We start from the raw sequence: 23,138 nt of genomic DNA on the forward strand, positions 1-23,138 counted from the left end.
AATCGGGAGTCAAGCCATGAGCTACACGATTACCAGCCAATGTATCGGATGCAATCATTGTTTACCAGTTTGCTCGACAGGAGCCATTCAATATGATGGAACGCATCATTGGATCGATCCTAATCGCTGTAACAATTGCGCTGACTCATACTCCGTCGCCCAATGTGCAGCAACCTGCCCGACTAATTACGGATGTGTTCCTGGTACGACTTCCGTAGTCACTCATAGAGCGCTCTTTCACTCAGATGAGTACTGGAGAAAATGGTTCGCAACGTATGAACGTTTAGTCTGTCATCTCCATGACCCGAATCATAGCCCTTACTGGCAAAACTGGTTCGATCGCTATTCAGAAAGACTTTCCACCTTGCTCTCTCATCATTCGGGGACTCGCAATGCAAACCTGCATTTATCTAGATAACAACGCAACCACCCAGGTTGATCCACAAGTTGTTGAGGCAATGTTGCCTTATCTGACTCAGTACTACGGCAATCCCTCTTCGATGCACCGCTTTGGAGGGCAAGTCGGAAAAGCTGTCAAAACTGCACGCGCTCAAGTTGCAGCACTGTTTAACTCAGAAGAATCTGAAGTCGTGTTTAATAGCTGCGGCACTGAAGGAAACAATACTGCAATTCGCGCGGCACTCGCCGCTCAACCTGAGCGCAAACATATCATTACGACTCAAGTTGAACATCCCGCCGTTCTCAACGTTTACAAGCAACTCGAAAAGCAAGGTTACACGGTTACTTATCTCTCTGTCAGCCGCAAAGGTCAAGTGGACATGATGGAGTTAGAAGCATCCATGACGGGCAATACTGCGCTCGTATCCATGATGTATGCGAACAATGAAACCGGAGTAATCTTCCCCGTCGAACAAGCAGGAGCGATCGCAAAAGAATATGGTGCGACGATGCATGTCGATGCAGTGCAAGTGGCTGGAAAAATTCCACTCAACATGCAGGACAGCACGATTGATCTGCTCACAATCTCCGGTCACAAGCTCCACGCTCCAAAAGGCATCGGCGCATTGTATATCCGCAAAGGTTTCCGATTCCGTCCTTTCCTACTCGGCGGACACCAAGAGCGCGGACGCAGAGCCGGAACTGAAAACGTTCCAGGTTTAACTGCCTTGGGTAAAGCAGCAGAACTCGCCCTTGAGCATTTGCCAAATGTCAAACAAGAGAAAAAATTGCGCGATCGCTTAGAGAAAACTTTGCTCAAAACGATTCCAGAAATCGAAGTCAATGGCGGTGGTACAGAGCGATTGCCCAATACAACCAACATTGGCTTCAAGTATATCGAAGGTGAAGCGATTCTCCTCTCACTGGATCAATACGGGATTTGTGCATCTTCTGGGTCTGCCTGTACTTCTGGTTCACTCGAACCCTCGCACGTTCTCAGAGCAATGGGCTTACCTTACACCATTCTGCATGGTTCGATTCGTTTTAGTCTGTCTCGCTTCAATACAGATGCAGATGTCGATCGCGTTCTCGAACTCATGCCCCAAATCGTCGATCGACTTCGTGCCCTCTCCCCATTCAATAGCGACCAAGCAGAATGGCTCCAAGGTAGAGAAGAAGCAGTTGCTACCAGTAAATAACCCTTTCAGTGAGATAAAGCTATGTGGGAATACACCGACAAAGTATTGGATCTGTTTTACAATCCGCAGAACCAAGGCACGATAGAAGATCCGAACCAAGAAGGAATTGCGGTAGTCTATGGCGAAGTTGGCAGCATTGCTTGTGGGGATGCCTTGAGACTTCACCTCAAAATCGAAGTCGAAAGCGATAAGATTCTCGATTCGCGGTTTCAAACCTTTGGATGTACTAGTGCGATCGCTTCTTCTTCTGCCCTAACCGAAATGGTCAAAGGTCTTACCTTAGATGAAGCTTTGAATGTCAGTAATCAAGATATTGCAGCATTCTTAGGTGGACTCCCAGAGGCTAAAATGCATTGTTCTGTTATGGGACAAGAAGCATTAGAAGCTGCCATCTTCAAATATCGAGGCATCGAAGTCGAACACCACGAAGAAGATGAAGGCGCATTGATTTGTAGTTGCTTTGGCATTAGCGAACCGAAGATTCGTCGAGTCGTAATTGAGAACGGACTGACGACAGTAGAACAGGTCACAAGCTATGTCAAAGCAGGCGGCGGCTGTGGTTCTTGTCTTGCAGATATTGAAGATATCATCACTGCGGTGATCGATGAGAAAGAAACCACTGCTGCCAGAATTGCAGCTGAAATCTCCGAGGCACAGATCCGTAAACCTCTGACCAATGTTCAGAAAATTGCACTGATTCAAAAAGTGCTAGACGAAGAAGTTCGACCCGTCTTGATTGCAGATGGCGGCGATGTTGAACTTTACGATGTCGATGGCGATTTCGTCAAAGTAACGCTCAAAGGAGCCTGTGGTTCTTGTGCAAGCAGTACCGCCACGCTCAAAGATGCCGTCGAAGCTAAGTTGCGTCTTCGAGTCCTTCCCACCCTTGTTGTCCAAGCGGTGTAACGTTCCTACCTAATGTCCTAATGAATTTAAAAAAATCTCTGCCCTGGGGCGAACGATCGCCACCTCCGTAAACGAGAGAGTGAGACGTTTCGATTCAACAGTTTTGATTGGAACGTCTCTACCCCCCACCGACAACCTGAATTGACAAACCACACACCTAATTCAAAGGAGATCCATTCTCATGTCTGACGAAAATATTAGACAGATAGCGTTCTACGGCAAAGGCGGTATCGGTAAATCCACCACTTCGCAGAACACGATCGCAGCTTTAGCAGAAATGGGCGAACGCATCATGATTGTAGGATGCGACCCAAAAGCAGATTCCACCCGCTTGATGTTGCACAGTAAAGCACAAACCACCATTCTGCACTTAGCAGCAGAACGCGGCGCAGTTGAAGACCTCGAACTCGAAGAAGTGCTATTGACTGGCTATCGCGATGTGAAGTGCGTTGAGTCCGGCGGCCCAGAACCCGGTGTCGGTTGTGCAGGTCGAGGCATCATCACCGCAATCAACTTCCTTGAAGAAAACGGTGCTTATGAAGATCTCGATTTCGTATCGTATGACGTACTAGGTGACGTTGTATGCGGCGGTTTCGCAATGCCAATTCGCGAAGGTAAAGCACAAGAAATCTACATTGTGACTTCCGGTGAAATGATGGCAATGTATGCTGCAAACAACATTGCACGAGGCATTCTGAAGTATGCTCACTCCGGTGGTGTCCGTTTGGGCGGTCTGATCTGTAACAGCCGTAAGGTCGATCGAGAAATCGAATTGATCGAAACCTTGGCACAACGTCTGAATACTCAAATGATTCACTTTGTCCCTCGCGACAACATCGTCCAACACGCAGAACTGCGCCGGATGACCGTGAACGAGTACGCTCCTGACAGCGCTCAAGCACAAGAATACGCAACCCTAGCTCGCAAGATCAAAGACAACACGAATCTCACGATTCCGACTCCGATCTCGATGGACGAATTAGAAGACCTCTTGGTCGAATTCGGTCTGTTAGGCGGCGACGAAGAGTACGAAAAAGCGATCAAGCAAGACCTAGCGAAAGCTGGCGCGTAGGACTTAGAAGTAGGGGAATTGGGGAAACTTCCCCTACTCCCCACTCCCTCACTCCCCCACCTCCCCACTCCCTACTCTCTCTCACCCATTCCACAACCTTCAGCACTCTCAGCGAGGCACACCTATGACTCCTCCGGAATCTGTAACCCTAGAAGAAAATGCAGCAACTGCTGTTGACCCCAAAGAACTAATCAAAGACGTTCTAGAGGCATACCCTGAAAAAGGACGCAAAAAACGGGAAAAACACCTCAACGTCTACCAAGAAGGCAAACCCGATTGCGGCGTTAAATCCAACATCAAATCCTTACCTGGTTCCATGACCACCCGTGGGTGTGCCTATGCAGGCTCGAAGGGTGTGGTTTGGGGTCCCATTAAGGACATGATTCACATTAGCCATGGCCCAGTTGGTTGCGGCTACTATTCCTGGTCTGGTCGTCGGAACTACTACATTGGTACAACCGGAATTGATACTTTCGGAACCATGCAATTTACCTCCGACTTCCAAGAACGCGACATCGTATTCGGTGGTGACAAAAAGCTGGCAAAACTGATCACAGAACTCGAAGAACTGTTTCCTCTCAATCGCGGGATTTCCATTCAATCTGAATGTCCAATTGGTTTGATTGGAGATGATATTGAAGCGGTTGCTAAGAAATCCGCAAAAGAAATTAATAAAGCAGTGGTTCCAGTTCGATGCGAAGGCTTCCGAGGCGTTTCTCAATCCTTGGGTCACCACATTGCAAACGATGCGGTGCGGGACTGGATTTTCCCCAGAACCGATAAAGCGAAAAAAGATGGCACGATCGATGTTGATCCGACTCAATATGATGTTGCCATCATTGGGGACTACAACATTGGTGGAGATGCTTGGTCAAGCCGGATTCTGCTGGAAGAAATTGGCTTACGCGTCGTTGCGCAATGGTCGGGTGATGGCACCATCAACGAGTTGATCAATACGCCGACTGTGAAGTTAAATCTGGTTCACTGTTATCGATCGATGAACTACATCAGTCGTCACATGGAAGAAACGTATGGTATTCCCTGGTTGGAGTACAACTTCTTCGGGCCGACTCAGATTGCAAAATCGTTGCGCGAAATTGCGGCTAAGTTTGACGAAACCATTCAAGCCAAAGCAGAAGAAGTGATCGCGAAATACCAAGCCCAAACGGACGAAGTCATCGCGAAGTTCCTTCCTCGTTTACAAGGTAAAACAGTTGCTCTGATGGTCGGCGGTCTGCGTCCTCGTCACGTTGTTCCTGCTTTCTATGATCTCGGAATGAGATTGATCGGAACTGGATATGAGTTTGGTCACAACGATGACTACAAACGCACGACGCACTATATCGAAGATGGCACACTGATCTATGATGACGTTTCTGCCTTTGAGTTTGAGGAATTCATCAAGGAAATGAAGCCTGACTTGGTTGCTTCTGGAATTAAAGAGAAGTATGTCTTCCAAAAGATGGCACTTCCTTTCCGTCAAATGCACTCCTGGGACTACTCTGGCCCATATCACGGTTACGATGGTTTCGCGATCTTCGCTCGCGATATGGATATGGCGCTGAATAGTCCAACCTGGAGCTTAATCGGCGCTCCCTGGAGCAAATAGTCTTTTGCTGCGTTTGGAGCAACTTCTGCCCCCTAAATCCCCCATGTATGGGGGACTTTGAGAACAGTCACTGATTCGATTTCGTGAGCACGCTTCGTGAGCAAGCTTTCTACAAGCTTATTTCTTCAATCAATCCAGTTTTAACGCTTCAAAGTTCCCCATTTTGGGGGATTTAGGGGGCAAATCATCCCCAATCGCAGCAAACCTTTCCCTCTTCAAAATTCACCCTCCATCCTCTCTCTGGAGAACTCTCTCATGGCTCAGAACAACATTGATAAGATCCAAGACCACGCAACACTATTCCAACAACCCGAATACCAGGAGTTGTTTGCGGACAAAAAACAATACGAAGGTGGCCACTCCACCGAAGAAATTCAACGCATTGCAGACTGGACAAAAACCTGGGAATACCGCGAGAAAAATTTTGAGCGGGAAGCCCTAACTGTTAACCCTGCAAAAGCTTGCCAACCTTTAGGTGCAATTCTCGCAGCAGTCGGATTTGAACAGACTCTTCCCTTCGTTCATGGCTCTCAAGGTTGTGTTGCTTACTTCCGTAGCCACTTCACCCGTCACTTCAAAGAACCCTTCTCTGCTGTCTCCTCTTCAATGACAGAAGATGCAGCCGTCTTTGGCGGACTGAACAATATGATTGAAGGCTTAGCGAACTCTTACAGCCTCTACAAGCCGAAAATGATCGCCATGTGTACGACTTGCATGGCAGAAGTCATCGGGGATGACCTACAAGCCTTCATCAAAACCTCGAAGGAAAAAGGCTCTGTCCCTGAAGAATTTCCAGTTCCCTATGCTCACACTCCTAGCTTTGTCGGTTCCCACATCACGGGCTACGACAACATGATGAAGGGCATTCTGACCACGCTCACCGAAGGCAAGAAGGCAGAAACAACGAACGGGAAGATCAACTTCATTCCAGGGTTTGAAACTTATGTTGGCAACTTGCGTGAAGTGAAGCGTTTGGCTGAAGTCATGGGAGTTGACTATACACTTCTCGCTGACAATTCTGACTATCTGGATTCACCCAACAATGGTGAGTACAATATGTATCCCGGCGGTACTCCGCTCGATGTTGCAGCAGATTCGATCAATGCAGAAGCAACGATCGCATTACAAGCCTACTCCACCACCAAAACCCGTGAGTACATCGCCAAGGATTGGAAACAGCCTGTTTCTGTTGTTCGCCCAATTGGGATTCGTGGCACAGATGCTTTCTTGGTGAAACTCTCTGAACTTACAGGCAAGCCAATTCCGAAGGAGCTAGAAGACGAACGGGGACGCGCAGTTGATGCAATCACCGATTCGCAAGCTTGGCTTCACGGCAAGAAGATCGCAATGTACGGCGATCCAGATCTCGTCATTGGCTTAGTCAGCTTCTTGCTAGAACTGGGTGCAGAACCAACTCACATTGTTGTCACAAATAGCAATCCTGAATTTGAAGCAGAGCTGCAAGCAATTCTTGACTCTAGCCCATTTGGCGCGAATGGCAAGATCTGGGGTGGAAAAGACCTGTGGCACATGAGATCATTGCTCTTTACTGAGCCTGTTGATCTCTTCATTGGGAACTCCTATGGGAAGTACCTCTGGCGTGATACTAAGACACCAATGGTTCGGATTGGATATCCCATCTTTGATCGTCACCACTTACACCGCTACGAAACCTTTGGGTACAAGGGAACGATCAACCTGCTGAACTGGATCGTCAATACGTTGTTAGATGAACTCGATCGCAACACGATCATTCCATCGAAGACTGACATCTCGTATGACTTGATCCGATAAAGCCGATCTCAGGTGGTGGGATTGTCTTTCCACCACCTTTCTTGCTTTGTGCATTCCTGGGGGACAAAGGCGATGAACCAGATCCAAATCAATGACACGACCTTGAGAGACGGAGAGCAAGCAGCAGGCGTTGCATTTACAATCGATGAAAAAATTGCGATCGCAAAATTCCTCGACGACATCGGTGTACAAGAACTCGAAATTGGCATTCCCGCAATGGGGAGACAAGAGACAGAAGCAATCTCTGCAATTAACCAACTTGGCTTAAATGCAAAGCTTCTTGGGTGGAATCGCGCTACCATTTCTGACATTGCGGCCTCACTCTCTTGCGACTTGAGCCGAGTTCATATCTCAGTTCCCGTTTCAGAAATTCAAATTGCTGCCAAGTTTCAAGGACGTTGGCGATCGATGTTAGAACGCTTGCGGGATACCATTTGCTTTGCAGTGGATCATGGATTGTATGTTTCAGTCGGTGGCGAGGATGCTTCTAGAGCCGATGAAACCTTCCTGCTCGATGTTGCACTCTACGCCCAGGATTGGGGTGCTTCTCGATTTCGCTTCTGCGATACGGTTGGGATTCTCGATCCATTTAGTACATTTAACAAAGTGAAAGCTTTAGTTGATCGGTCTGACATCGCGATCGAAATGCATACTCACAATGATCTAGGACTTGCGACTGCCAATGCTCTAGCAGGCATCAAAGCCGGCGCAACTTCGGTCAATACAACCGTCAATGGTTTAGGTGAAAGAGCCGGAAACGCTGCGCTTGAGGAAGTGGTCATGGGTTTGAAGCAGGTCTATCATACGCCTGTTGGAATCGATACATCACAACTGCTTTCCCTGTCACGAGTTGTTTCCAAAGCATCCGGTAGTACAGTTCCACCCTGGAAAGCGATCGTCGGATCAAATGCATTTGCTCACGAAGCTGGAATTCATGGCGATGGCGTTCTAAAAAATCCAAAAACCTATGAGCCTTTCTCGCCTGAAGAAGTCGGTTGGCAGCGTCGTCTCGTTGCTGGTAAACATTCAGGTAAACATCTCGTTGCAAATCTGCTAGCACAGCACGGCATCATTCTAGAACTTGAAGAAACACAATCCGTTTTGAATTCGGTTCGGGATTTGTCGATGCAGTTGAAGCGAAGTTTGACGACTGAAGAACTCTTAAGTTTAGTCCCTCGATAGGAGTGATACGATGCGACCCGATGAAGTAGAAATTGATGATCAACCGCTTTATGAAATTGGTCATAAAGTAAAAACCCGCCGCTTGATTCGCAATGATGGCACTTTTCCAGGACAAGATATCGGTGTAACTCTTGCTAAAAAAGGGGACACTGGCTACGTCGTGAGTATTGGAACGTTTCTACAGACCTATTACATTTACGCTGTTCATTTTATGCAGTCCGGTTTTGTAGTCGGTTGCCGGAGTAAAGAACTAGAATCCGCAGAGGAAGTGCTATGAAAGTGATGTTACGTAAAAATGCGATCGGGCATTTGGTTGTTTATGTGCCGAAGAAGGATTTAGAAGAAGAAGTTGTCAGTGAAGCGGAAACTGCGGACGGTAAGATTTACACGTTGGCGAATGGTTGGGAGCTAGCAATGCCCGTGATGGAGGAGCCGATGAAGTTGCCGCAGACGGTTGAGGCTCGGCGGATTTAGGGTAGGGAGTGGGGAGATAGAGAGTTGTTACTCTTCGTCTCCCTTGATCATAGGCTGTTGATTGTGCTGCTTGCAGATATGCATCTCTTAGATGGGGTTTGAAACATATCAACTTGAAACATATCAACAGTGTCCTCGCTCCGTTCTATCTCGCCCTGAAATGAAATTTCGGGCTAACAGTGCGAAGTCCACTAAAGGGACTGAAGACCTGATTTTGATTGGCTGTTAGTCCCGTTCACGGGACTTCGTTCAACTAGCCCCGAATTCATTCCGGGACAGATAAAAGCGGTGAACGATACGTTTCAAACATCCTTTTAGATAGGGCTTTGCGTTGTTGTAACTTATCTTGCTCTAATTAGTTTAAATCCCTTATTGGGAAATACTGCTTTTAATTTGACAATGATTCTCAGCTATTATTCTCCACTACTATCGGTGTTCCGGGGTTGCTAGCGCTGAACCAAGAACACGAAGCTATTCAAACTCTTTCTCCAAGTTCGTCTTGTCCTGAAACTAACTCTCAAAATGCACGTGCTTTAATGTTCAAGACCTGTCTACCTTGTATCCTTCACCGAGAGTCCTATTATGCTCATTGAAGATGCTCAATCCCGCGAATTTTGCTTAGATGGACAATTTTTAGCTTTCGTTGTCGAAAGTGGAAAACTCAAATATCTCCGGATGTCTTCCGCAAACGAAGAGATTCAAATCAAACTCTCAAAACAGGTTCGAGCTGCATTGTTTCGCTCGATCGAGCACTCCTCCCCTCTCCGCCCTCTAGATCCAATTCAAGTCACGGGTAAACAAAGCATTGACCCCAAATCTGGCAGCGTCAAACTGACCGCTCAGCAAATTTTGCGATCGCATCCAACCAGCGAAAAGCTCATTGAATTTAAGGGCGAAAAGCTCATTGAATTCAAGTCCGAGAAATCCTGCCCTGACAAACCCTGCTCTGATCAACCTTGCTACCGGGTCTTAGTTTGTCAAAACTCTAAATGCCAACGCAAAGGTGGACGAAAACAGCATCGCGAACTCGAAACAGCAATCCGCGATCGCGAACTGCACACCGTCGCCACCATTGAACGATCTGACTGCTTAGGCAAATGCTCAATGGCCCCCAACATTATGCTCATGCCTGGGAAAAAGCGACTCAGTGGGATGGAACCAAACGCGATCGCAGATCTCCTCAAAACCCTATCATCCAGATAATCAGTCCATCAGACATCACAATCCCAAGACTTTCTTCAACACTGCTTGATCCTGAGCTTTAATCTGAAATCGCCCATTCTCAATATCCCGAATCCAACTCTGGCTCTTTCCAGCCCGCTCAGCAAGCTGTCTCTGACTCAACCCAATACTCTTTCTCGCATTCACAATCTCGTCACTTGATAGCATTGACTGCGAACTTCGATTTTTAGACTTCTGCTGTTTCCCACTCTGCCGCTTTTTCTTCTTCTGCAACCCTGAAGACTGTTCCCAGTCCACGGGCAAAGCAAACGACAAAATTCGAGCATTCATCAATAGATTCCACTTCCCGCGAGGAGCCGCATCCGTTAATCGTGAATCTCCGCTGCCATCATTCATCCAGAATTCAAGCGCTTCTTCCGCATCATCTGGCAAACCTGCTAACTTCGACCACAACGGTCGAATCTCAGGCGGATAAGTCACTGGATCAAACTCAGGCTTTAACCCATAGTTATCCAACACAGATAAATCATTCTCAAACGCTCTGACAATCCGCTTTCGTTCCTCCCGTTGAGCATTGGCAAGCATAACTTTTTCTTCGCCATACGCAATCCGCATCAAGGTCGGCACTGTAACCCTTTGCTCTCTTCCAATTCGCACCTTAAATAGCAACCACAACAGCATCCGAGCTGCACCTTCATGCTGCTGCCAAATGCTCATAATCAGAAAAATCAAAGATTTCGGGAGATTACCGTATTGATAAAATGCGGATTGCTCTTTACACTCTTGCTTATTCAGAAAGTACTTCGCCCACGCACCCGCTTTGATCCTAAACGTCAAGCCAACTAAATGCTTACACTTCAAATCATCTTCTTGAAAATGATGCTGAATTTCGATTAAATGCCATAAGCGACTATCAGAAAGCGAAAATGCTGGAACTTTACCTTGCTTTGGAAAATCGATCGAGGCAGTTAACCAACAAGGCGTTTCGACTAAATCTTTGATCAAATTCAGTTTGACAGGCTTACTCAAATCCTTTCGCTTGTCTAACCCTAGATAAGCTTCAATCTGTTGATCACTGATCACAAATTCTTCTTCCCAAGGCTTCTCTAAAGTGGTTGCATAAGCGGCATACAGCAGATGCAAACAAGCGGCTCGAATATCCATCTCATCTAAAATTTCTAAAGCATCCTGCTTAGTTGCAGGGATGGGAGAATCCCCCAGATCATTTGCTAATTTGAGCGTGATCAAGCCTTGACCGTGATGAATCGATCGCTGATATTCGACTGTTCCGTTTTGAACTTTCCAGGGTAAAGATTTGCGCTGAGCGAGTAGATTACACGCTTCCCAAATGACGATCGCAGAAGCAAACGGGCTATTCTTACCATTTGTAAACAATTCAGGGCTAGTAATCGGTCTTGTCTCTACAATTCTCGATCGACCTTTCATTGCTTGGTAAGGAAGCACCGAATTCTGAGTGCACACCGACAAACATTGAGGCTCGTCAAAATATCCTTCGCAGTCATTACAGAGCACTGGATTAATCCACAGAGCGCCAGTGTCCTCAATGCAAATAGCTCCGGTCGGGCATTGAGGACGACAGACATCACATCCCATACAGTCACCAGAAATTTTGTACGCCATAATGCTCCGTTGTTGGGGCAACACAGGTAGAGAGTAAGCTTGATCCGTCTAAGTCTCCTTGTTGTTGAGACCGCAAAATAAATTGAAGTTTTAACTGGAGCACACGTAACGAAAAGCAGGGGAGTATTTATACAAGTCAATTCGTATTCTTTTCTAATTGAGCTAGCAGCGTTCTACTGTTCAGCTTGAGCAATTCAACATTATTTTAACATTTAGAAAAGATTGTTCATAGTAAACAATCTCTGTTTTCTAAAACATAGCATTTTTTACATTTTTTCTAAAAATTATGCTGTAGATAACTGGCTCATTTAATGACTGTAATTCAAAGTCAAAATTGATTTTTTCTTGAAGCTCATCTGAGCGATTTCAAAATATGTTTGTTGTAAACATTCGTCCAAATCTGATTTGTAATTATCAATACATATCTGCAATTAATCTAATCAAAGCAGGGGTTACAGCGATCGTTTATCTGTCTGAATACAGAGGATTTTAAGATCTTCTTAACTTGAATTTGTCGCAAATCAGATTACGATTAAGCAGTAGTTTCAGATAGTAAAAGCTCGTTTTAATACTAGTCAATCTATCCCTTTAGCTTCAGCAATTGTGTTTCCGAATTTTGCAACATTGCTGTTTCTAAACTCGCTTGAAGCAACCTATGAACCAAATTCCTACTTCACTGCTAACCCTAATTGCAGGCGTTGTGATCACCTTGATCAGCTTCTGGGTTAGCCAAAACCATCACCTCCTGCCTGTGCAAGCTTCAGAGCAAGCTCCTTGGGTAGACGACTTCTTTAGCGTTATGGTCGGCATTGGAACTGCACTCTTCATTGTGGTTCAAGGCACAATTCTGTTTTTCACCCTCAAATACCACAAACCTGATGGCGACGAAACAGATGGCGTTCCGATCGAAGGCAACTTTGCTCTAGAGATTCTCTGGACTGCGATTCCCAGCATCATTGTGATTGGCTTGGGAGTCTACAGCGTTGATGTCTATGAACACATGGGCGGCATTTCTGCGGGTTCAGCAATGGCGCATGTCCACTCTGCTGCGACTCATGCTCATCACGATACGATGGGAACTGCGATCGCAGCACCAATGATTGCCGATGCAAGTGATGAAACGAGCAGTTCTACAGACAGTTCTACGACCAGTTCTACAACTCGCATTCCCGCCTATGGTCTCACAGAGAATCACGAAGGTGGACTGAATGTGAATGTAACTGCAATGCAGTATGCTTGGCTGTTTGACTATCCTACTGAAGGGGTCATGCCCGGTGAATTGCATGTACCCATCGGGCAAAAAGTTGTTCTCAATATGAAAGCTCAGGATGTGATTCACTCATTCTGGGTTCCTCAATTCCGCATCAAACAAGATGTCATTCCAGGTGAGCAAACCCAGCTCCAATTCGTCGCAACAAAACTGGGCGAATTTCCGATCGTATGTACCGAACTCTGTGGAGCTTATCACGGTGGAATGCGATCGACAGTCGTTGTGCAAACTCGCGAAGACTATGAGAAATGGGTCGAGGAAACCAAGATTGCTCAAGTCTCAGAGACAAATCGAGCAGTTGCAACCCTCTCTGACTCAGAATTTCTTGCACCCTATGCCAAAGACCTCGGCATCACCGCAGAACATTTAGCGCACTTGCATCCTTAGCATCATGGCTCAAACTCAAGATCAAAATCTAGTCATCTCTTCCGAGGCAAATCCGGCTGCCTCCCATCCTGCTTGGAAGTGGTATGACTATTTCACATTCAACACCGATCATAAAGTGATTGGGATTCAATACCTGGTCACTGCATTCTTCTTCTACTTAGTCGGCGGATTTATGGCAGTTGCAGTTCGGACAGAACTCGCGACTCCAGATCCTGATTTAGTAGATACCAGCTTATACAATGCTTTCATGACCAATCATGGAACAATCATGATCTTCTTATGGATTGTTCCTGCGGCAATTGGAGGATTTGGAAATTTCCTCATTCCTCTGATGGTGGGTGCGCGCGATATGGCTTTTCCGAAGCTAAATGCGATCGCATTCTGGCTCAATCCTCCGGCAGGGTTATTGCTGATGCTGAGCTTTGTGTTTGGGGGTGCTCAGGCAGGTTGGACAGCCTATCCGCCCTTGAGTATTATCACCGCTCCGATTGCACAATCGATTTGGATTGCCGCGATCGCATTAGTCGGAACCTCTTCAGTCCTAGGTTCGCTCAACTTTGTGATTACGATTTGGAAGCTGAAAGTTCCTAGCATGAAGTGGACGCAAGTACCGCTGTTTTGTTGGGCATTGATGGCAACCTCGATTTTGGCGCTACTCTCGACTCCTGTTTTAACGATCGGTTTAATCTTGCTGCTGTTTGACATCAACTTCGGCACGTCTTTCTATAAGCCAGATGCAGGCGGCAATGTTGTGCTTTATCAGCACTTATTCTGGTTCTACTCTCACCCTGCGGTCTACTTGATGATTCTGCCGATTTTCGGAATCATGTCTGAAGTCATTCCGGTACACGCTCGCAAGCCAATTTTTGGATATAAAGCGATCGCGTATTCCAGCGTGGCAATCTGTTTAGTCGGATTGTTTGTCTGGGTTCACCATATGTTTACAAGTGGAACGCCAGGCTGGATGAGAATGTTCTTTACGATTTCAACCTTGATTGTGGCTGTGCCGACTGGGGTGAAAATCTTTGGTTGGGTCGCAACGCTCTGGGGTGGAAAAATTCGCTATACCAGTGCGATGCTCTTCGCGATCGGGTTGCTCTCAATGTTTGTAATGGGCGGTTTAGGTGGAGTTACTTTAGGAACAGCTCCATTTGATTTGCATGTTCATGATACTTACTATGTGGTTGGACACTTCCACTATGTTCTATACGGGGGTTCCGTGTTCGGCATCTATGCTGGAATTTACCACTGGTTCCCCAAAATCACGGGCAGAATGCTAGATGAGCGTTTGGGACGCATTCATTTTGCGTTGACCTTTATTGGAACACACTTAACCTTCTTACCGATGCACTATTTAGGCTTACAAGGAATGCCGCGTCGGGTCGCAATGTATGATCCTCAGTTTACTTCTGTGAATCAGCTTTGCACAGTTGGAGCCTATATTCTGGCAATTTCGGTCATTCCTTTCTACTTCAATGTGATTCGCAGTTGGAGTAAGGGTCAGCTAGCAGGTGATAATCCTTGGAATGCATTAACTCTCGAATGGACAACGAGTTCTCCACCGATGATTGAGAATTGGGAAGTGCTGCCAGTCGTCACTCATGGCCCTTACGACTATGGGATGACTGAGCCGGAAGCGCCTCCATCTGCAAGCGAGCCTGCGCCTGTGCAGTAGTCGATCTGCTTATTGCGTTTTTGTTAGCTTTAGAGGATGTTTTAAAAGTATAGAAAGTTTCTTTGCTCTCGTTGCTATCCCGCCCGTGATTGAAAATCCGGGCTAACAGAAGCAAGTCCACTCAAGGGACTAAAAGACTGTCAACATCAAGTTTCCAGTCCTTTTCAAAGGACTTCGTACCGTTAGCCCCGACTTTCAGTCGAGGGGCGGGTGAGGGCCAGAAACGATACTTTTCAAACATCCTCTTGGTTCTGTAAATTCCGAAATTGAGAGAATTTAGAGAGCCATTCTCAAGCATTTCCAAACTTCTTGCTATCTCTTCAATCATCATGACTCAAGTTACTATCGACTCCACCCATTCAACCGCCTCACACGGCCACGAAGAACATCCCGATTTTCGGACTTTGGGGCTACTCACTTTTCTGATTTCTGAATCATTAATGTTCGGCGCACTGTTCGCAACTTACCTCTTTTTACGAGGAATCACTCCAGAGTTTCCTCCGAAAGAAACCGAAGTCGAACTGCTCATTCCCAGCATCAACACGATCATTCTGGTTTCGAGTAGCTTCGTAATTCACAAAGGCGATGTTGCTATCAAACAGAATGATGTGAAAGGAATGCGCCTCTGGTACAGCATCACAGCGTTAATGGGAGCAATTTTCTTAGGCGGTCAAGTCTACGAATACCTCAATCTCGGTTATGGTCTGACGACCAATACCTTCTCAAATTGCTTTTATATGATGACCGGATTCCACGGATTGCATGTATTCATCGGGTTGCTTTTGATTCTGGGAGTGTTATGGCGATCGCGTCGTCCAGGTCATTACTCTGCTACCAAACATACAGGCATTGAAATGGCAGAAATCTACTGGCACTTTGTAGACATCATTTGGATTATCTTGTTTGCCTTACTCTACATCTTGACTCAATTCTAACCATGTCCTCCCCAACTCTTTCCTGGTACGATGTCCCTGAAGATATCAAAGCAATTTTGCTCTGTGCTGCCAATGCTTGGGAAAATACAGCGCAGTCTGACCAGTATATCCTCGAAGCTCTCGCAAAAGCTGAAGTCAATTTAGATGTCTTGGTCACTGCCTATCGCTACTTTTTCTACAAAAGTAATGCTTGGATGGCACTGCAAATTGCTCAGAAAGTGATTGATCGTGTTCGAGAACTCGAAAAATTGCCTGAGCTGTGGAGTGACTTGAAGCCGATATTGCTCGATCGACGAGAAGATCCGAGCATTCGGCTTTACCTGAATGCGTATGGTGCATCAGGGCTCGTCTGGGCAAAGTTGGGAGAACTCGAAAAAGCAAAAGAAATTACTTCTCGGATTAAAGAAATCGATGGGAAAGAATTTGGGAGTGCAACCACTGTCTTTGACGTATTGACTCAACCGCCTGAAGAAGATGACTAGCCTTTTCGGAACTCTGGAATCGCATAGAATTGACCTTCACCTCTCTCAAGACTATGAAAACCTTGGACTGGATTGTAACCGATGATGGACAGTGCCAGACTCGACCTGCAACACGAGAATGGGACTTAATTGAAGAACATTACTATCTTCATCGATTTCTGACCGAAGTCATTGATCTTCTCGCACAAGTTAAACATGAGGCAGATGAGTGGGATCATTTGCCCCAACTCCGTCGCTTAGTTCGTAAACTGATCATCAATTCTTACTATGTTCGTACCCAATTTCTCGAACCTTGCTCTAAAACAGGCAGTTCGGTTTTGACCTTATACGACGAAATTGGCTATCCTCTCACGGTTCAAAATGTTACTTTTGCTCCAGGTTTGGTTTCTCCAATTCATAATCATGGAACTTGGGGAATTACGGCCGTTCTGAAGGGGCAGGAAAAGCAAACCTTTTGGCGGCGAGTGGGTGATCCGGATTTCCCGAACAAAATTGAGCCAATTGGCGAAAAAATTATTAGCCCGAACGAAATTGTCAGCTTTGCACCAGACGCGATTCATTGTGTTGAAGCCATTGGGGATGAGCCGACAGTTAGCTTTCAGATCTATGGCGATACTCAGCCGCGATCGCGGTTTTTCTTCGATCGCGAAACCCATACTGCAAAGCCTTTCTAACCCTGATCTCACCATGAAAACTAACCTAGACGATGTTTTGGCAGTCTGTCTGATTACCTTCATCGTGATTACACCCGCATTGTTCGTATTTGCTTTAGTGTGGTATCACCACTTGCAGTTTATTCACCGATTGCCGGCTCTCTCTCAAATTTCAGAAGCTCTTTCTTTGATCAGCATGAGTGGATTCTTCTTGTTTCCACTCTGGACTGCCTATCAATCTTATCAATCTGCAAGATTCAAGCAAAAAGTCGCCCGCTTAGAACGTCTCTGGCAACAAAGTATTTGAGGAACCTCATCTTATGGCTGAAGCAATCACTGAAGCGAGACAAGCTCAGTATATCGAACTGATTCAAGAATTGATGATTTGTCCGAATGGGCAAGAACCTGAAGTGTTAGATGCTCAACCCGATTTAATTGATGCCGGATTTATACAAACATTAGTACAAGTGTCGAGCATGATGGCTCACGAAAATAATCCAGATGGGGCAAGATTTCTGATCTACATCGCCCGTGAACTGGCAAAACAGCTTGGACTTTATCCAGAGAAACCCAATGATGATCAATAACTTAGAACTGACTGCAACCGAAGCCGGAGAATTAGCGATCGCATTTCTCACCCAAGATTTAGGAATCCCTGAACTTGAGCAAGAATGGTTCACTGTTCTGTCTTCAAAGTTTTTGGGTGTAAGCTGGTATGTCGTCGAGATTGGAATCGAAGGCATTCCAGATAAGTGGGTGGTGCAAGTTTATGACACTCGCGAATGTGATCCGAGCTATACTTTCGTCTCGCCAGTGAGTATAGATGACGATCATACGGATTTAGCAGAACTCCCAGAAGCGATCGCTGATGTTGTGATTGCAGAACGCAACGCTCGCTAAATTACAGCTCAACACACAACTCAACAAAAGAGGCGTTTCGGTTATGCGTCACTTGCACCAGATCGTGCAGCCGGACATTGAGCACAGCCGAAACGCGAGAATAGAACGACTACAAAAAAGTAAGATACAAACTATCAGCAGCCTTAGTTTCTTCTATGTAAATGAAGGTAACAGTTTGGCGTGTCTATGTAATAAATTTTATATCTTCTGAATCTTGATTTAGAAACTGCTATCAAAATTAGAGCATTCCGCTTTCTCAAGAATCTCTCAATGAAGGGTAATGTCCGCCCTTTGAACGCATTGTTTCATTAGACGTGAGCTGACTTTACTTGTTCTTCCACGCTACGTTGAGAATTTGCTATGAAAGTACTTTTGCTCTATCCCAAATTTCCGAAAACATTTTGGTCGTACGATCGCTTCATTGAAATGGCAGGGCTAAAAGCTTTTATTCCGCCGCTCGGAATTCTAACCGTTGCAGCACTACTTCCATTAAATTGGGAAGTGCGATTTTGCGATCGCAATGTCAGAGTCGAAACAGATGAAGATTGGGCATGGTGTGATCTGGTCATCTTATCAGCGATGCTAGCGCAGAAAGCAGATTTCCATGCGTTGATTCGGAAAGCTGTTCAGCAAGGTAAAAAAGTTGCAGTCGGCGGCCCTTATCCCACTTCTCTGCCGGAAGATGCTTTAGCATCAGGCGCAGATTATTTAGTTTTAGATGAAGGTGAAGTTACGGTTCCACAATTTGTCAGTGCAATTGCAGCCGGGGAAGAACGAGGCATCTTTCGCGGGTTAGAGAAACCTGATGTATCCACAAGCCCAGTTCCACGATTTGACTTGCTGGATCTCGATGCTTATCTAATGATGTCGATTCAATTTTCGCGGGGATGCCCCTTCAATTGTGAATTTTGCGACATCATTACGCTCTATGGGCGCAAGCCGCGAACGAAAGAACCCCATCAAGCGATCATAGAGCTTCAAGTTTTATATTCTTTAGGATGGCGCGGTTCGGTGTTTATTGTCGATGATAACTTTATTGGGAATCAACGTAATGTGAAACGGTTCCTACGCGAATTGATTCCCTGGATGGAAGCCCACCACTATCCATTTACTTTTGTGACCGAAGCTTCAGTGAACCTAGCAGACGACCCAGAATTACTCGAGCTAATGGTGCAAGCAGGATTTTATGGGGTTTTTCTTGGGATTGAAACACCGGATCAAGATAGCTTGCAGACGACTCGAAAACATCAAAACATGCGTAGCCCTCTAGTCGAAGCCTGTCATACGATCACGAAAGCAGGGCTGTTGATCTATGCCGGATTTATCTTAGGCTTTGATGGAGAGAGAGAAGGGGCAGGCGATCGCATTCGTGCATTTGTGGAAGAAACAAACATTCCCCAGCCGATGCTCGGAATTCTCCAGGCACTTCCGAATACCGATCTGTGGGAACGATTAAAGCGAGAAAATCGATTACGGCAGAGTCAAGGAGACCTACTCGAAGTGGGAGATCAAAACACGTTGATGAATTTTGTTCCGACTCGCTCCCTAGATGAGATTGCGAGGGACTATATCAATACACTCTGGACACTCTACGAACCATCAAACTATCTGAAACGCTGTTTTCAGCATTGTTTAGCCATTTCTCCAAATCCGCGCTTAGCTCAAAACTTACATTTTCCGATGAAAAAGGGGTTGCGATTGATAGCACAGGTCATTTGGATTCAAGGCATTCGTCGAACAGAGCTTCGTGCTCAATTTTGGCGGCAGCTTTGGGAAATGATCGTCCGTAGACCTCGGTCGCTGAATCTCTATTTTGGACTTTGTGCTGCCGGAGAGCATTTTGCTGAGTACCGTTGCTTAGCAAGAGATCGGATCATGCAGCAAATCGGACATGATCCATTAAAAGCCCCACAACCGAGCAAGCCAGTTGCAATGGTCTAGCCATCTGTAAAGTAGGGAGCAGGGAGCTAAGAGAACTACTCCCCACTCCCCACTCCCCACTCTTTCGAGCATTTACACCTCAAAAGCCTGGCTCAAACCAGTTATACAACTTGACTCAGAAAAGCCGCCTGCTGCTCTAAACTCAGCGATCGTAGAGAAGTCAACAAGTCATTTGCTTCTGACGACAATGAAAAACCAGACGGAATTGCTGGAATGCCATCGCCCAAGTATTGTCCCAGTTGATACCAGAACGCCAAGCGAGCATTACTATCTAGGGACTTATAGCGCGTAAGAGTAGGTTGAGTCGAACCCGGAATCAGTTCTAGCATTGCTTTACTAGGATGAGGATCAAGTGCAACTTCATCCCCTTTTGCAGTCTCATTTGCTAAGAAATCACTTAGTGTTTGTAACTGCTCGTCTTGACGTTGCTCGTGAATTTGTTGAATCAATGGGACAATCTCTCCGCCCATGCTTGAAACATGAACGGGAATCGATCCAGAAATCTCTTGTAATAGCATTCCCAATGTTGCAAGTTGCTCCTCAACGGGCAATTTTTGAAATGCTAAAGCAGCTTGATCCAGACTACTAGTGTTGATAGAAGTCATCAGAAAATCTCCCAAGCAAGGTGATAATTTAATTTCAGTTGAATCTACTGCACACTTGATCTGCTGAACTATTGCAGTGAAGCTAATTGATCACGTAGCTCTCTCGGCATTAAAACGCGGTTAATTGCATGAACCACACCATTTTCTGCCTGAATATCCGCTTGGACAACGCTACCATCATTCACGATAATTCGCTCTGGAGTGACACGAACCGCAATTCCGCCGCCTAGCACTCTTGTCGTTCCCGTACTAAAGTCATTTGCAGTAAGCTCTTGCGGGATAATGTGATAAGCAAGCACCTGTCGGAGCAAGTTGCGATTCTCAGGTTGCAGCAAGCGATCGAGCGTTCCTTGGGGCAGCGCAGCAAATGCGGCATCAGTCGGAGCTAAAATCGTGTAATTTCCTCCGCGAGATTGTAGCTCGTTCGTCAGTCCTGCTGCTTCAACGGCTCTTGCAAGTGTCGTAAATGAACCCGCTCCAGCCGCCTGCTGAAGTAGAGGCGCAAGACGTTGATTCTCAGTTGTTCCAGTCTGCGGATTTGTTTGTGCTTGAGCAGGAAGAATGGTTGCTGCACTCAGTCCTACAAGCACAGCTAATGCAGAGAGCGATCGTAGAAATTTATTTTGGTAGTTATACATTGCGAATTGTTTCCATTCATGAAGTTTTGTGATGTGCTTCTAAGGTAAGTCGTAGAAATGTACAGACCTTCTGTCAAAAGGATTAATATTTTTAATACAAATAATCTATATATCTATAGATGTCGCTTCAGCATGTGATTCGTAATAAGCTAGAAAAGTCTTGCCTGCCTCAGTCAAAAGGTAAATCTTCTGACAACTCATAGCATAGAGGTAGGTATAGTAAAAATTCAGAAGAAATTTGCCTCTTGGCTGCAAAAAAATCATTTGAGGAACTTATGTTGCGTTTAATGTGGAATTCCTCACAAGTTCCTCACAATCCTCGTTTACGCTGATGTCAAAGATAGAAAAGCAGCCCTCTATCAACGAGAAAACGTGATGAGACCCTCTCTTGTTTAGTCTTACATTCCGACGTGCTCGTTCTTCTTAATCGGCAACATTCAGATACATCCTTCTCTCACTTGCTTGCATAACAGTTGGGAACATTGTTTCCCTGTTGTGCAAGTTTCCTGATCCTTTGCACTGCAACGTAAGGTGATTGATATGGAACGTTTTGATTACATTATTCTGGGCGCAGGACTAGGTGGACTCTCCACAGCCGCTTGTCTGACTCGTCAAGGTCATCGAGTCCTCATCCTAGAACAGCATGATATTCCAGGTGGTTGTTGCCATACCTTTGACTATGGAAACTACCGCTTCTGTGCTGATGTACACTATATTTCGCAATGTGGAGAAGGACAGACAATCGATCAATTTCTCCACTATATCGATCGAGAAGTTGAGTTCAACAGTCTTGACCCCGAGTGTATCGATCGAGTGATCACAAATGAAGCTGATTTCAGAATTCCGTTAGGCTGGGAAAATTTGAGAAATCGTCTTCTGCAAACCTTTCCAGAAGAAGCAAATGCAATTCGTCGCTACTGTGATGAAATCAAACTCATTCACCAGCAAGTGCATGACCTGACTCAAGAAGTGAAATGGTTTAATCAGCAGTGGACAGACTGGCTAAAACTTCCCAAATACTGGCACCTCTTCGCCCGCCGCAATTGGACATTGCAAATGCTCTACGATCAGGTCGGGCTATCTCCAAAACTGCAAGCCATTCTCGCAGGTCAGAGCGGCGATTACGCGCTCCCACCCAATGAAATTGCACTACTCACCCATACAGCACTCGTCTGGGACTACTCAGAAGGAGCTTACTATCCGAAACATCACTTCAAATTCTTTGTCGATACGATTACAGATGCGATTCGTCAAAGAGGTGGCGTGATTCTCTACTCGACTCCAGTGGAGCATATTCAGGTCACAAATCATCAGGTTACTGGAATCATTGCGAATGGTAAAACTTATTCTGCCAGCAAGGCTTATATCAGTGATCTTGATCCAAAACTGACTGTCGGATTAATGCATGATGCTGAAGCCTTAAGTTTGAAAGAACGCGATCGCTTAACAAAGTATGACTATTCTGCCAGCGCATTTAATATTTATCTCGGACTCGATGAACGCTTTGATCCGGCTCAATATGGCATTGGCAACTGGAACATTTGGTACTATCCAACCGGAAATCTGAATGAAGAATATCAGAACCAACTCGCAGGCGATCTAAGCCATCCGTGGATCTTTTTATCCTGTCCAACGCTCAAATCTTCAGAACCCGGTATGGCTCCTCTTGGGCATCATGTGTTAGAAGTCGCAACAGTTTGTCCCTATGAAGCGTTTGCTGAACTGCACAAGACAGATATGCAGGCTTACAAGGCGAAAAAACGTGAGGTCTATCAACATCTCATGCAAAGTGTCCGAGATTTGATTCCAGATGTCGATCGCTACTGCCGAATGAAAGTCTACGGAACACCGACGACGAGTGAGTTTTACCTCGGACAACCCGAAGGCAATATCTATGGAGCAAAGTTAGTGCCTCGTCAAGTCGGATTAAATCGATTGGGCTACAAAACTGAGTTGCCGAATTTATTCCTGGTCGGGGCAAGTGCTGGCTATCCAAGCGTTCCCGGTGTGATTGGGAATGGCATGGATGTAACAGAACTTCTAACAAGTAGACCAGTCTGGCATCAAGCAGAGCGGCGATCACAACTCGTCCAAGAACCCGCAGCTAGTTTTTACTAAAGGACAAGCACCATAATGCACTGTTGAGGAACTTGTGGCTACGACCTGTGCATCCTCACAAGTTCCTCAACTAACT

General features: G+C 45.8%; 23 protein-coding genes. 20 read left to right on the forward strand and 3 right to left on the reverse strand.

From position 1 onward, the window contains the following. The first annotated feature begins 16 nt into the window (after positions 1–16). The 10 genes from LEPBO_RS45350 to LEPBO_RS0118385 all read left to right on the forward strand — a co-directional run bounded on the left by LEPBO_RS45350 (position 17) and on the right by LEPBO_RS0118385 (position 9,838). The gene (locus LEPBO_RS45350) at positions 17–418 is read left to right on the forward strand and encodes a DUF362 domain-containing protein (RefSeq protein WP_071596173.1); all 402 of its coding nucleotides are present in this window, start codon (positions 17–19) and stop codon (positions 416–418) included. Further along, entirely contained in the window at positions 300–1,598 is a 1,299-nt protein-coding gene (nifS, locus tag LEPBO_RS0118345) for a cysteine desulfurase NifS (protein WP_017289027.1), read from the forward strand. The genes LEPBO_RS45350 and nifS overlap by 119 nt, the downstream gene beginning before the upstream one ends. 21 nt (positions 1,599–1,619) lie before the next feature. After that, positions 1,620–2,504 (forward strand): Fe-S cluster assembly protein NifU, encoded by an 885-nt coding sequence (nifU, locus tag LEPBO_RS0118350; protein ID WP_017289028.1) that lies wholly within the window; start codon positions 1,620–1,622, stop codon positions 2,502–2,504. A gap of 181 nt (positions 2,505–2,685) precedes the next feature. After that, entirely contained in the window at positions 2,686–3,576 is an 891-nt protein-coding gene (nifH, locus tag LEPBO_RS0118355; RefSeq protein ID WP_017289029.1) for a nitrogenase iron protein, read from the forward strand. A 124-nt stretch (positions 3,577–3,700) separates the two neighbouring features. Next, the gene (gene nifD, locus LEPBO_RS0118360) at positions 3,701–5,185 is read left to right on the forward strand and encodes a nitrogenase molybdenum-iron protein alpha chain (RefSeq protein WP_017289030.1); all 1,485 of its coding nucleotides are present in this window, start codon (positions 3,701–3,703) and stop codon (positions 5,183–5,185) included. 255 nt (positions 5,186–5,440) lie between these two features. After that, a complete protein-coding gene (gene nifK / locus LEPBO_RS0118365; protein ID WP_017289031.1) occupies positions 5,441–6,979 on the forward strand; it encodes a nitrogenase molybdenum-iron protein subunit beta in 1,539 nt (512 codons plus the stop codon). Between the two features lie 72 nt (positions 6,980–7,051). Continuing rightward, a complete protein-coding gene (gene nifV, locus LEPBO_RS0118370; protein WP_017289032.1) occupies positions 7,052–8,161 on the forward strand; it encodes a homocitrate synthase in 1,110 nt (369 codons plus the stop codon). 10 nt (positions 8,162–8,171) lie between these two features. Continuing rightward, positions 8,172–8,438 carry a nitrogen fixation protein NifZ gene (locus tag LEPBO_RS0118375; RefSeq protein WP_017289033.1) on the forward strand — a complete coding sequence of 89 codons (267 nt, stop codon included), beginning with the start codon at positions 8,172–8,174 and terminating at the stop codon, positions 8,436–8,438. After that, positions 8,435–8,635, forward strand: coding sequence for a putative nitrogen fixation protein NifT (gene nifT, locus LEPBO_RS0118380; protein WP_017289034.1), 201 nt, complete (start codon positions 8,435–8,437; stop codon positions 8,633–8,635). The genes LEPBO_RS0118375 and nifT overlap by 4 nt, the downstream gene beginning before the upstream one ends. Positions 8,636–9,217: 582 nt before the next feature. Further along, complete coding sequence (locus LEPBO_RS0118385; protein ID WP_017289035.1) at positions 9,218–9,838, forward strand: (2Fe-2S) ferredoxin domain-containing protein; 621 nt, start codon at positions 9,218–9,220, stop codon at positions 9,836–9,838. Positions 9,839–9,853: 15 nt separating this feature from the next. On the opposite strand, the gene LEPBO_RS0118390 is transcribed toward LEPBO_RS0118385, so the two are convergent. Next, entirely contained in the window at positions 9,854–11,458 is a 1,605-nt protein-coding gene (locus tag LEPBO_RS0118390) for a helix-turn-helix domain-containing protein (RefSeq protein WP_026148747.1), read from the reverse strand. Between the two features lie 655 nt (positions 11,459–12,113). Here LEPBO_RS0118390 and LEPBO_RS0118395 point away from each other — a divergent pair. From LEPBO_RS0118395 to LEPBO_RS0118440, 9 genes are all read left to right on the forward strand, one after another. Next, entirely contained in the window at positions 12,114–13,115 is a 1,002-nt protein-coding gene (locus LEPBO_RS0118395) for a cytochrome c oxidase subunit II (protein WP_017289037.1), read from the forward strand. A 4-nt stretch (positions 13,116–13,119) separates the two neighbouring features. Next, positions 13,120–14,790, forward strand: a complete 1,671-nt coding sequence (ctaD, locus tag LEPBO_RS0118400; RefSeq protein WP_017289038.1) for a cytochrome c oxidase subunit I — start codon at positions 13,120–13,122, stop codon at positions 14,788–14,790. 329 nt (positions 14,791–15,119) lie between these two features. Continuing rightward, the gene (locus LEPBO_RS0118410; RefSeq protein WP_017289040.1) at positions 15,120–15,725 is read left to right on the forward strand and encodes a cytochrome c oxidase subunit 3; all 606 of its coding nucleotides are present in this window, start codon (positions 15,120–15,122) and stop codon (positions 15,723–15,725) included. A 2-nt stretch (positions 15,726–15,727) separates the two neighbouring features. Then, complete coding sequence (locus tag LEPBO_RS0118415; RefSeq protein WP_017289041.1) at positions 15,728–16,207, forward strand: hypothetical protein; 480 nt, start codon at positions 15,728–15,730, stop codon at positions 16,205–16,207. A gap of 53 nt (positions 16,208–16,260) precedes the next feature. Beyond that, on the forward strand, positions 16,261–16,881 hold the full coding sequence (locus LEPBO_RS0118420) for a cysteine dioxygenase family protein (protein WP_017289042.1): 621 nt from the start codon (positions 16,261–16,263) through the stop codon (positions 16,879–16,881). 13 nt (positions 16,882–16,894) lie between these two features. Next, positions 16,895–17,167: a hypothetical protein gene (locus LEPBO_RS0118425; RefSeq protein ID WP_017289043.1), complete on the forward strand. Its 273-nt coding sequence runs from the start codon at positions 16,895–16,897 to the stop codon at positions 17,165–17,167. A 13-nt stretch (positions 17,168–17,180) separates the two neighbouring features. Continuing rightward, complete coding sequence (locus LEPBO_RS0118430) at positions 17,181–17,447, forward strand: hypothetical protein (protein WP_017289044.1); 267 nt, start codon at positions 17,181–17,183, stop codon at positions 17,445–17,447. Then, positions 17,434–17,760 (forward strand): hypothetical protein, encoded by a 327-nt coding sequence (locus LEPBO_RS0118435; RefSeq protein ID WP_017289045.1) that lies wholly within the window; start codon positions 17,434–17,436, stop codon positions 17,758–17,760. Before LEPBO_RS0118430 ends, LEPBO_RS0118435 begins: the two co-directional genes overlap by 14 nt. A gap of 360 nt (positions 17,761–18,120) precedes the next feature. Next, the gene (locus LEPBO_RS0118440) at positions 18,121–19,701 is read left to right on the forward strand and encodes a B12-binding domain-containing radical SAM protein (protein ID WP_017289046.1); all 1,581 of its coding nucleotides are present in this window, start codon (positions 18,121–18,123) and stop codon (positions 19,699–19,701) included. A 101-nt stretch (positions 19,702–19,802) separates the two neighbouring features. Here LEPBO_RS0118440 and LEPBO_RS0118445 read toward each other — a convergent pair whose 3' ends face one another. After that, positions 19,803–20,306 (reverse strand): orange carotenoid protein N-terminal domain-containing protein, encoded by a 504-nt coding sequence (locus tag LEPBO_RS0118445; protein ID WP_017289047.1) that lies wholly within the window; start codon positions 20,304–20,306, stop codon positions 19,803–19,805. 68 nt (positions 20,307–20,374) lie between these two features. Then, positions 20,375–20,944: a fasciclin domain-containing protein gene (locus LEPBO_RS0118450; protein WP_017289048.1), complete on the reverse strand. Its 570-nt coding sequence runs from the start codon at positions 20,942–20,944 to the stop codon at positions 20,375–20,377. A 540-nt stretch (positions 20,945–21,484) separates the two neighbouring features. Between LEPBO_RS0118450 and LEPBO_RS0118455 the strand changes: the two genes are divergently transcribed. Continuing rightward, a complete protein-coding gene (locus LEPBO_RS0118455; RefSeq protein ID WP_026148749.1) occupies positions 21,485–23,062 on the forward strand; it encodes a phytoene desaturase family protein in 1,578 nt (525 codons plus the stop codon). The last annotated feature ends 76 nt before the right edge of the window (positions 23,063–23,138 follow it).

The sequence above is a fragment of the Leptolyngbya boryana PCC 6306 genome (assembly GCF_000353285.1).
Lineage (GTDB): Bacteria > Cyanobacteriota > Cyanobacteriia > Leptolyngbyales > Leptolyngbyaceae > Leptolyngbya > Leptolyngbya boryana.

Bases quoted from the DNA above. Each gene is read 5' to 3' on its own strand.
- LEPBO_RS45350 (WP_071596173.1), top strand. From the start codon at position 17: ATGAGCTACACGATTACCAGCCAATGTATCGGATGCAATCATTGTTTA.
- nifS (WP_017289027.1), top strand. From the start codon at position 300: ATGACCCGAATCATAGCCCTTACTGGCAAAACTGGTTCGATCGCTATT.
- nifU (WP_017289028.1), top strand. From the start codon at position 1,620: ATGTGGGAATACACCGACAAAGTATTGGATCTGTTTTACAATCCGCAG.
- nifH (WP_017289029.1), top strand. From the start codon at position 2,686: ATGTCTGACGAAAATATTAGACAGATAGCGTTCTACGGCAAAGGCGGT.
- nifD (WP_017289030.1), top strand. From the start codon at position 3,701: ATGACTCCTCCGGAATCTGTAACCCTAGAAGAAAATGCAGCAACTGCT.
- nifK (WP_017289031.1), top strand. From the start codon at position 5,441: ATGGCTCAGAACAACATTGATAAGATCCAAGACCACGCAACACTATTC.
- nifV (WP_017289032.1), top strand. From the start codon at position 7,052: ATGAACCAGATCCAAATCAATGACACGACCTTGAGAGACGGAGAGCAA.
- LEPBO_RS0118375 (WP_017289033.1), top strand. From the start codon at position 8,172: ATGCGACCCGATGAAGTAGAAATTGATGATCAACCGCTTTATGAAATT.
- nifT (WP_017289034.1), top strand. From the start codon at position 8,435: ATGAAAGTGATGTTACGTAAAAATGCGATCGGGCATTTGGTTGTTTAT.
- LEPBO_RS0118385 (WP_017289035.1), top strand. From the start codon at position 9,218: ATGCTCATTGAAGATGCTCAATCCCGCGAATTTTGCTTAGATGGACAA.
- LEPBO_RS0118390 (WP_026148747.1), bottom strand. From the start codon at position 11,458: ATGGCGTACAAAATTTCTGGTGACTGTATGGGATGTGATGTCTGTCGT.
- LEPBO_RS0118395 (WP_017289037.1), top strand. From the start codon at position 12,114: ATGAACCAAATTCCTACTTCACTGCTAACCCTAATTGCAGGCGTTGTG.
- ctaD (WP_017289038.1), top strand. From the start codon at position 13,120: ATGGCTCAAACTCAAGATCAAAATCTAGTCATCTCTTCCGAGGCAAAT.
- LEPBO_RS0118410 (WP_017289040.1), top strand. From the start codon at position 15,120: ATGACTCAAGTTACTATCGACTCCACCCATTCAACCGCCTCACACGGC.
- LEPBO_RS0118415 (WP_017289041.1), top strand. From the start codon at position 15,728: ATGTCCTCCCCAACTCTTTCCTGGTACGATGTCCCTGAAGATATCAAA.
- LEPBO_RS0118420 (WP_017289042.1), top strand. From the start codon at position 16,261: ATGAAAACCTTGGACTGGATTGTAACCGATGATGGACAGTGCCAGACT.
- LEPBO_RS0118425 (WP_017289043.1), top strand. From the start codon at position 16,895: ATGAAAACTAACCTAGACGATGTTTTGGCAGTCTGTCTGATTACCTTC.
- LEPBO_RS0118430 (WP_017289044.1), top strand. From the start codon at position 17,181: ATGGCTGAAGCAATCACTGAAGCGAGACAAGCTCAGTATATCGAACTG.
- LEPBO_RS0118435 (WP_017289045.1), top strand. From the start codon at position 17,434: ATGATGATCAATAACTTAGAACTGACTGCAACCGAAGCCGGAGAATTA.
- LEPBO_RS0118440 (WP_017289046.1), top strand. From the start codon at position 18,121: ATGAAAGTACTTTTGCTCTATCCCAAATTTCCGAAAACATTTTGGTCG.
- LEPBO_RS0118445 (WP_017289047.1), bottom strand. From the start codon at position 20,306: ATGACTTCTATCAACACTAGTAGTCTGGATCAAGCTGCTTTAGCATTT.
- LEPBO_RS0118450 (WP_017289048.1), bottom strand. From the start codon at position 20,944: ATGTATAACTACCAAAATAAATTTCTACGATCGCTCTCTGCATTAGCT.
- LEPBO_RS0118455 (WP_026148749.1), top strand. From the start codon at position 21,485: ATGGAACGTTTTGATTACATTATTCTGGGCGCAGGACTAGGTGGACTC.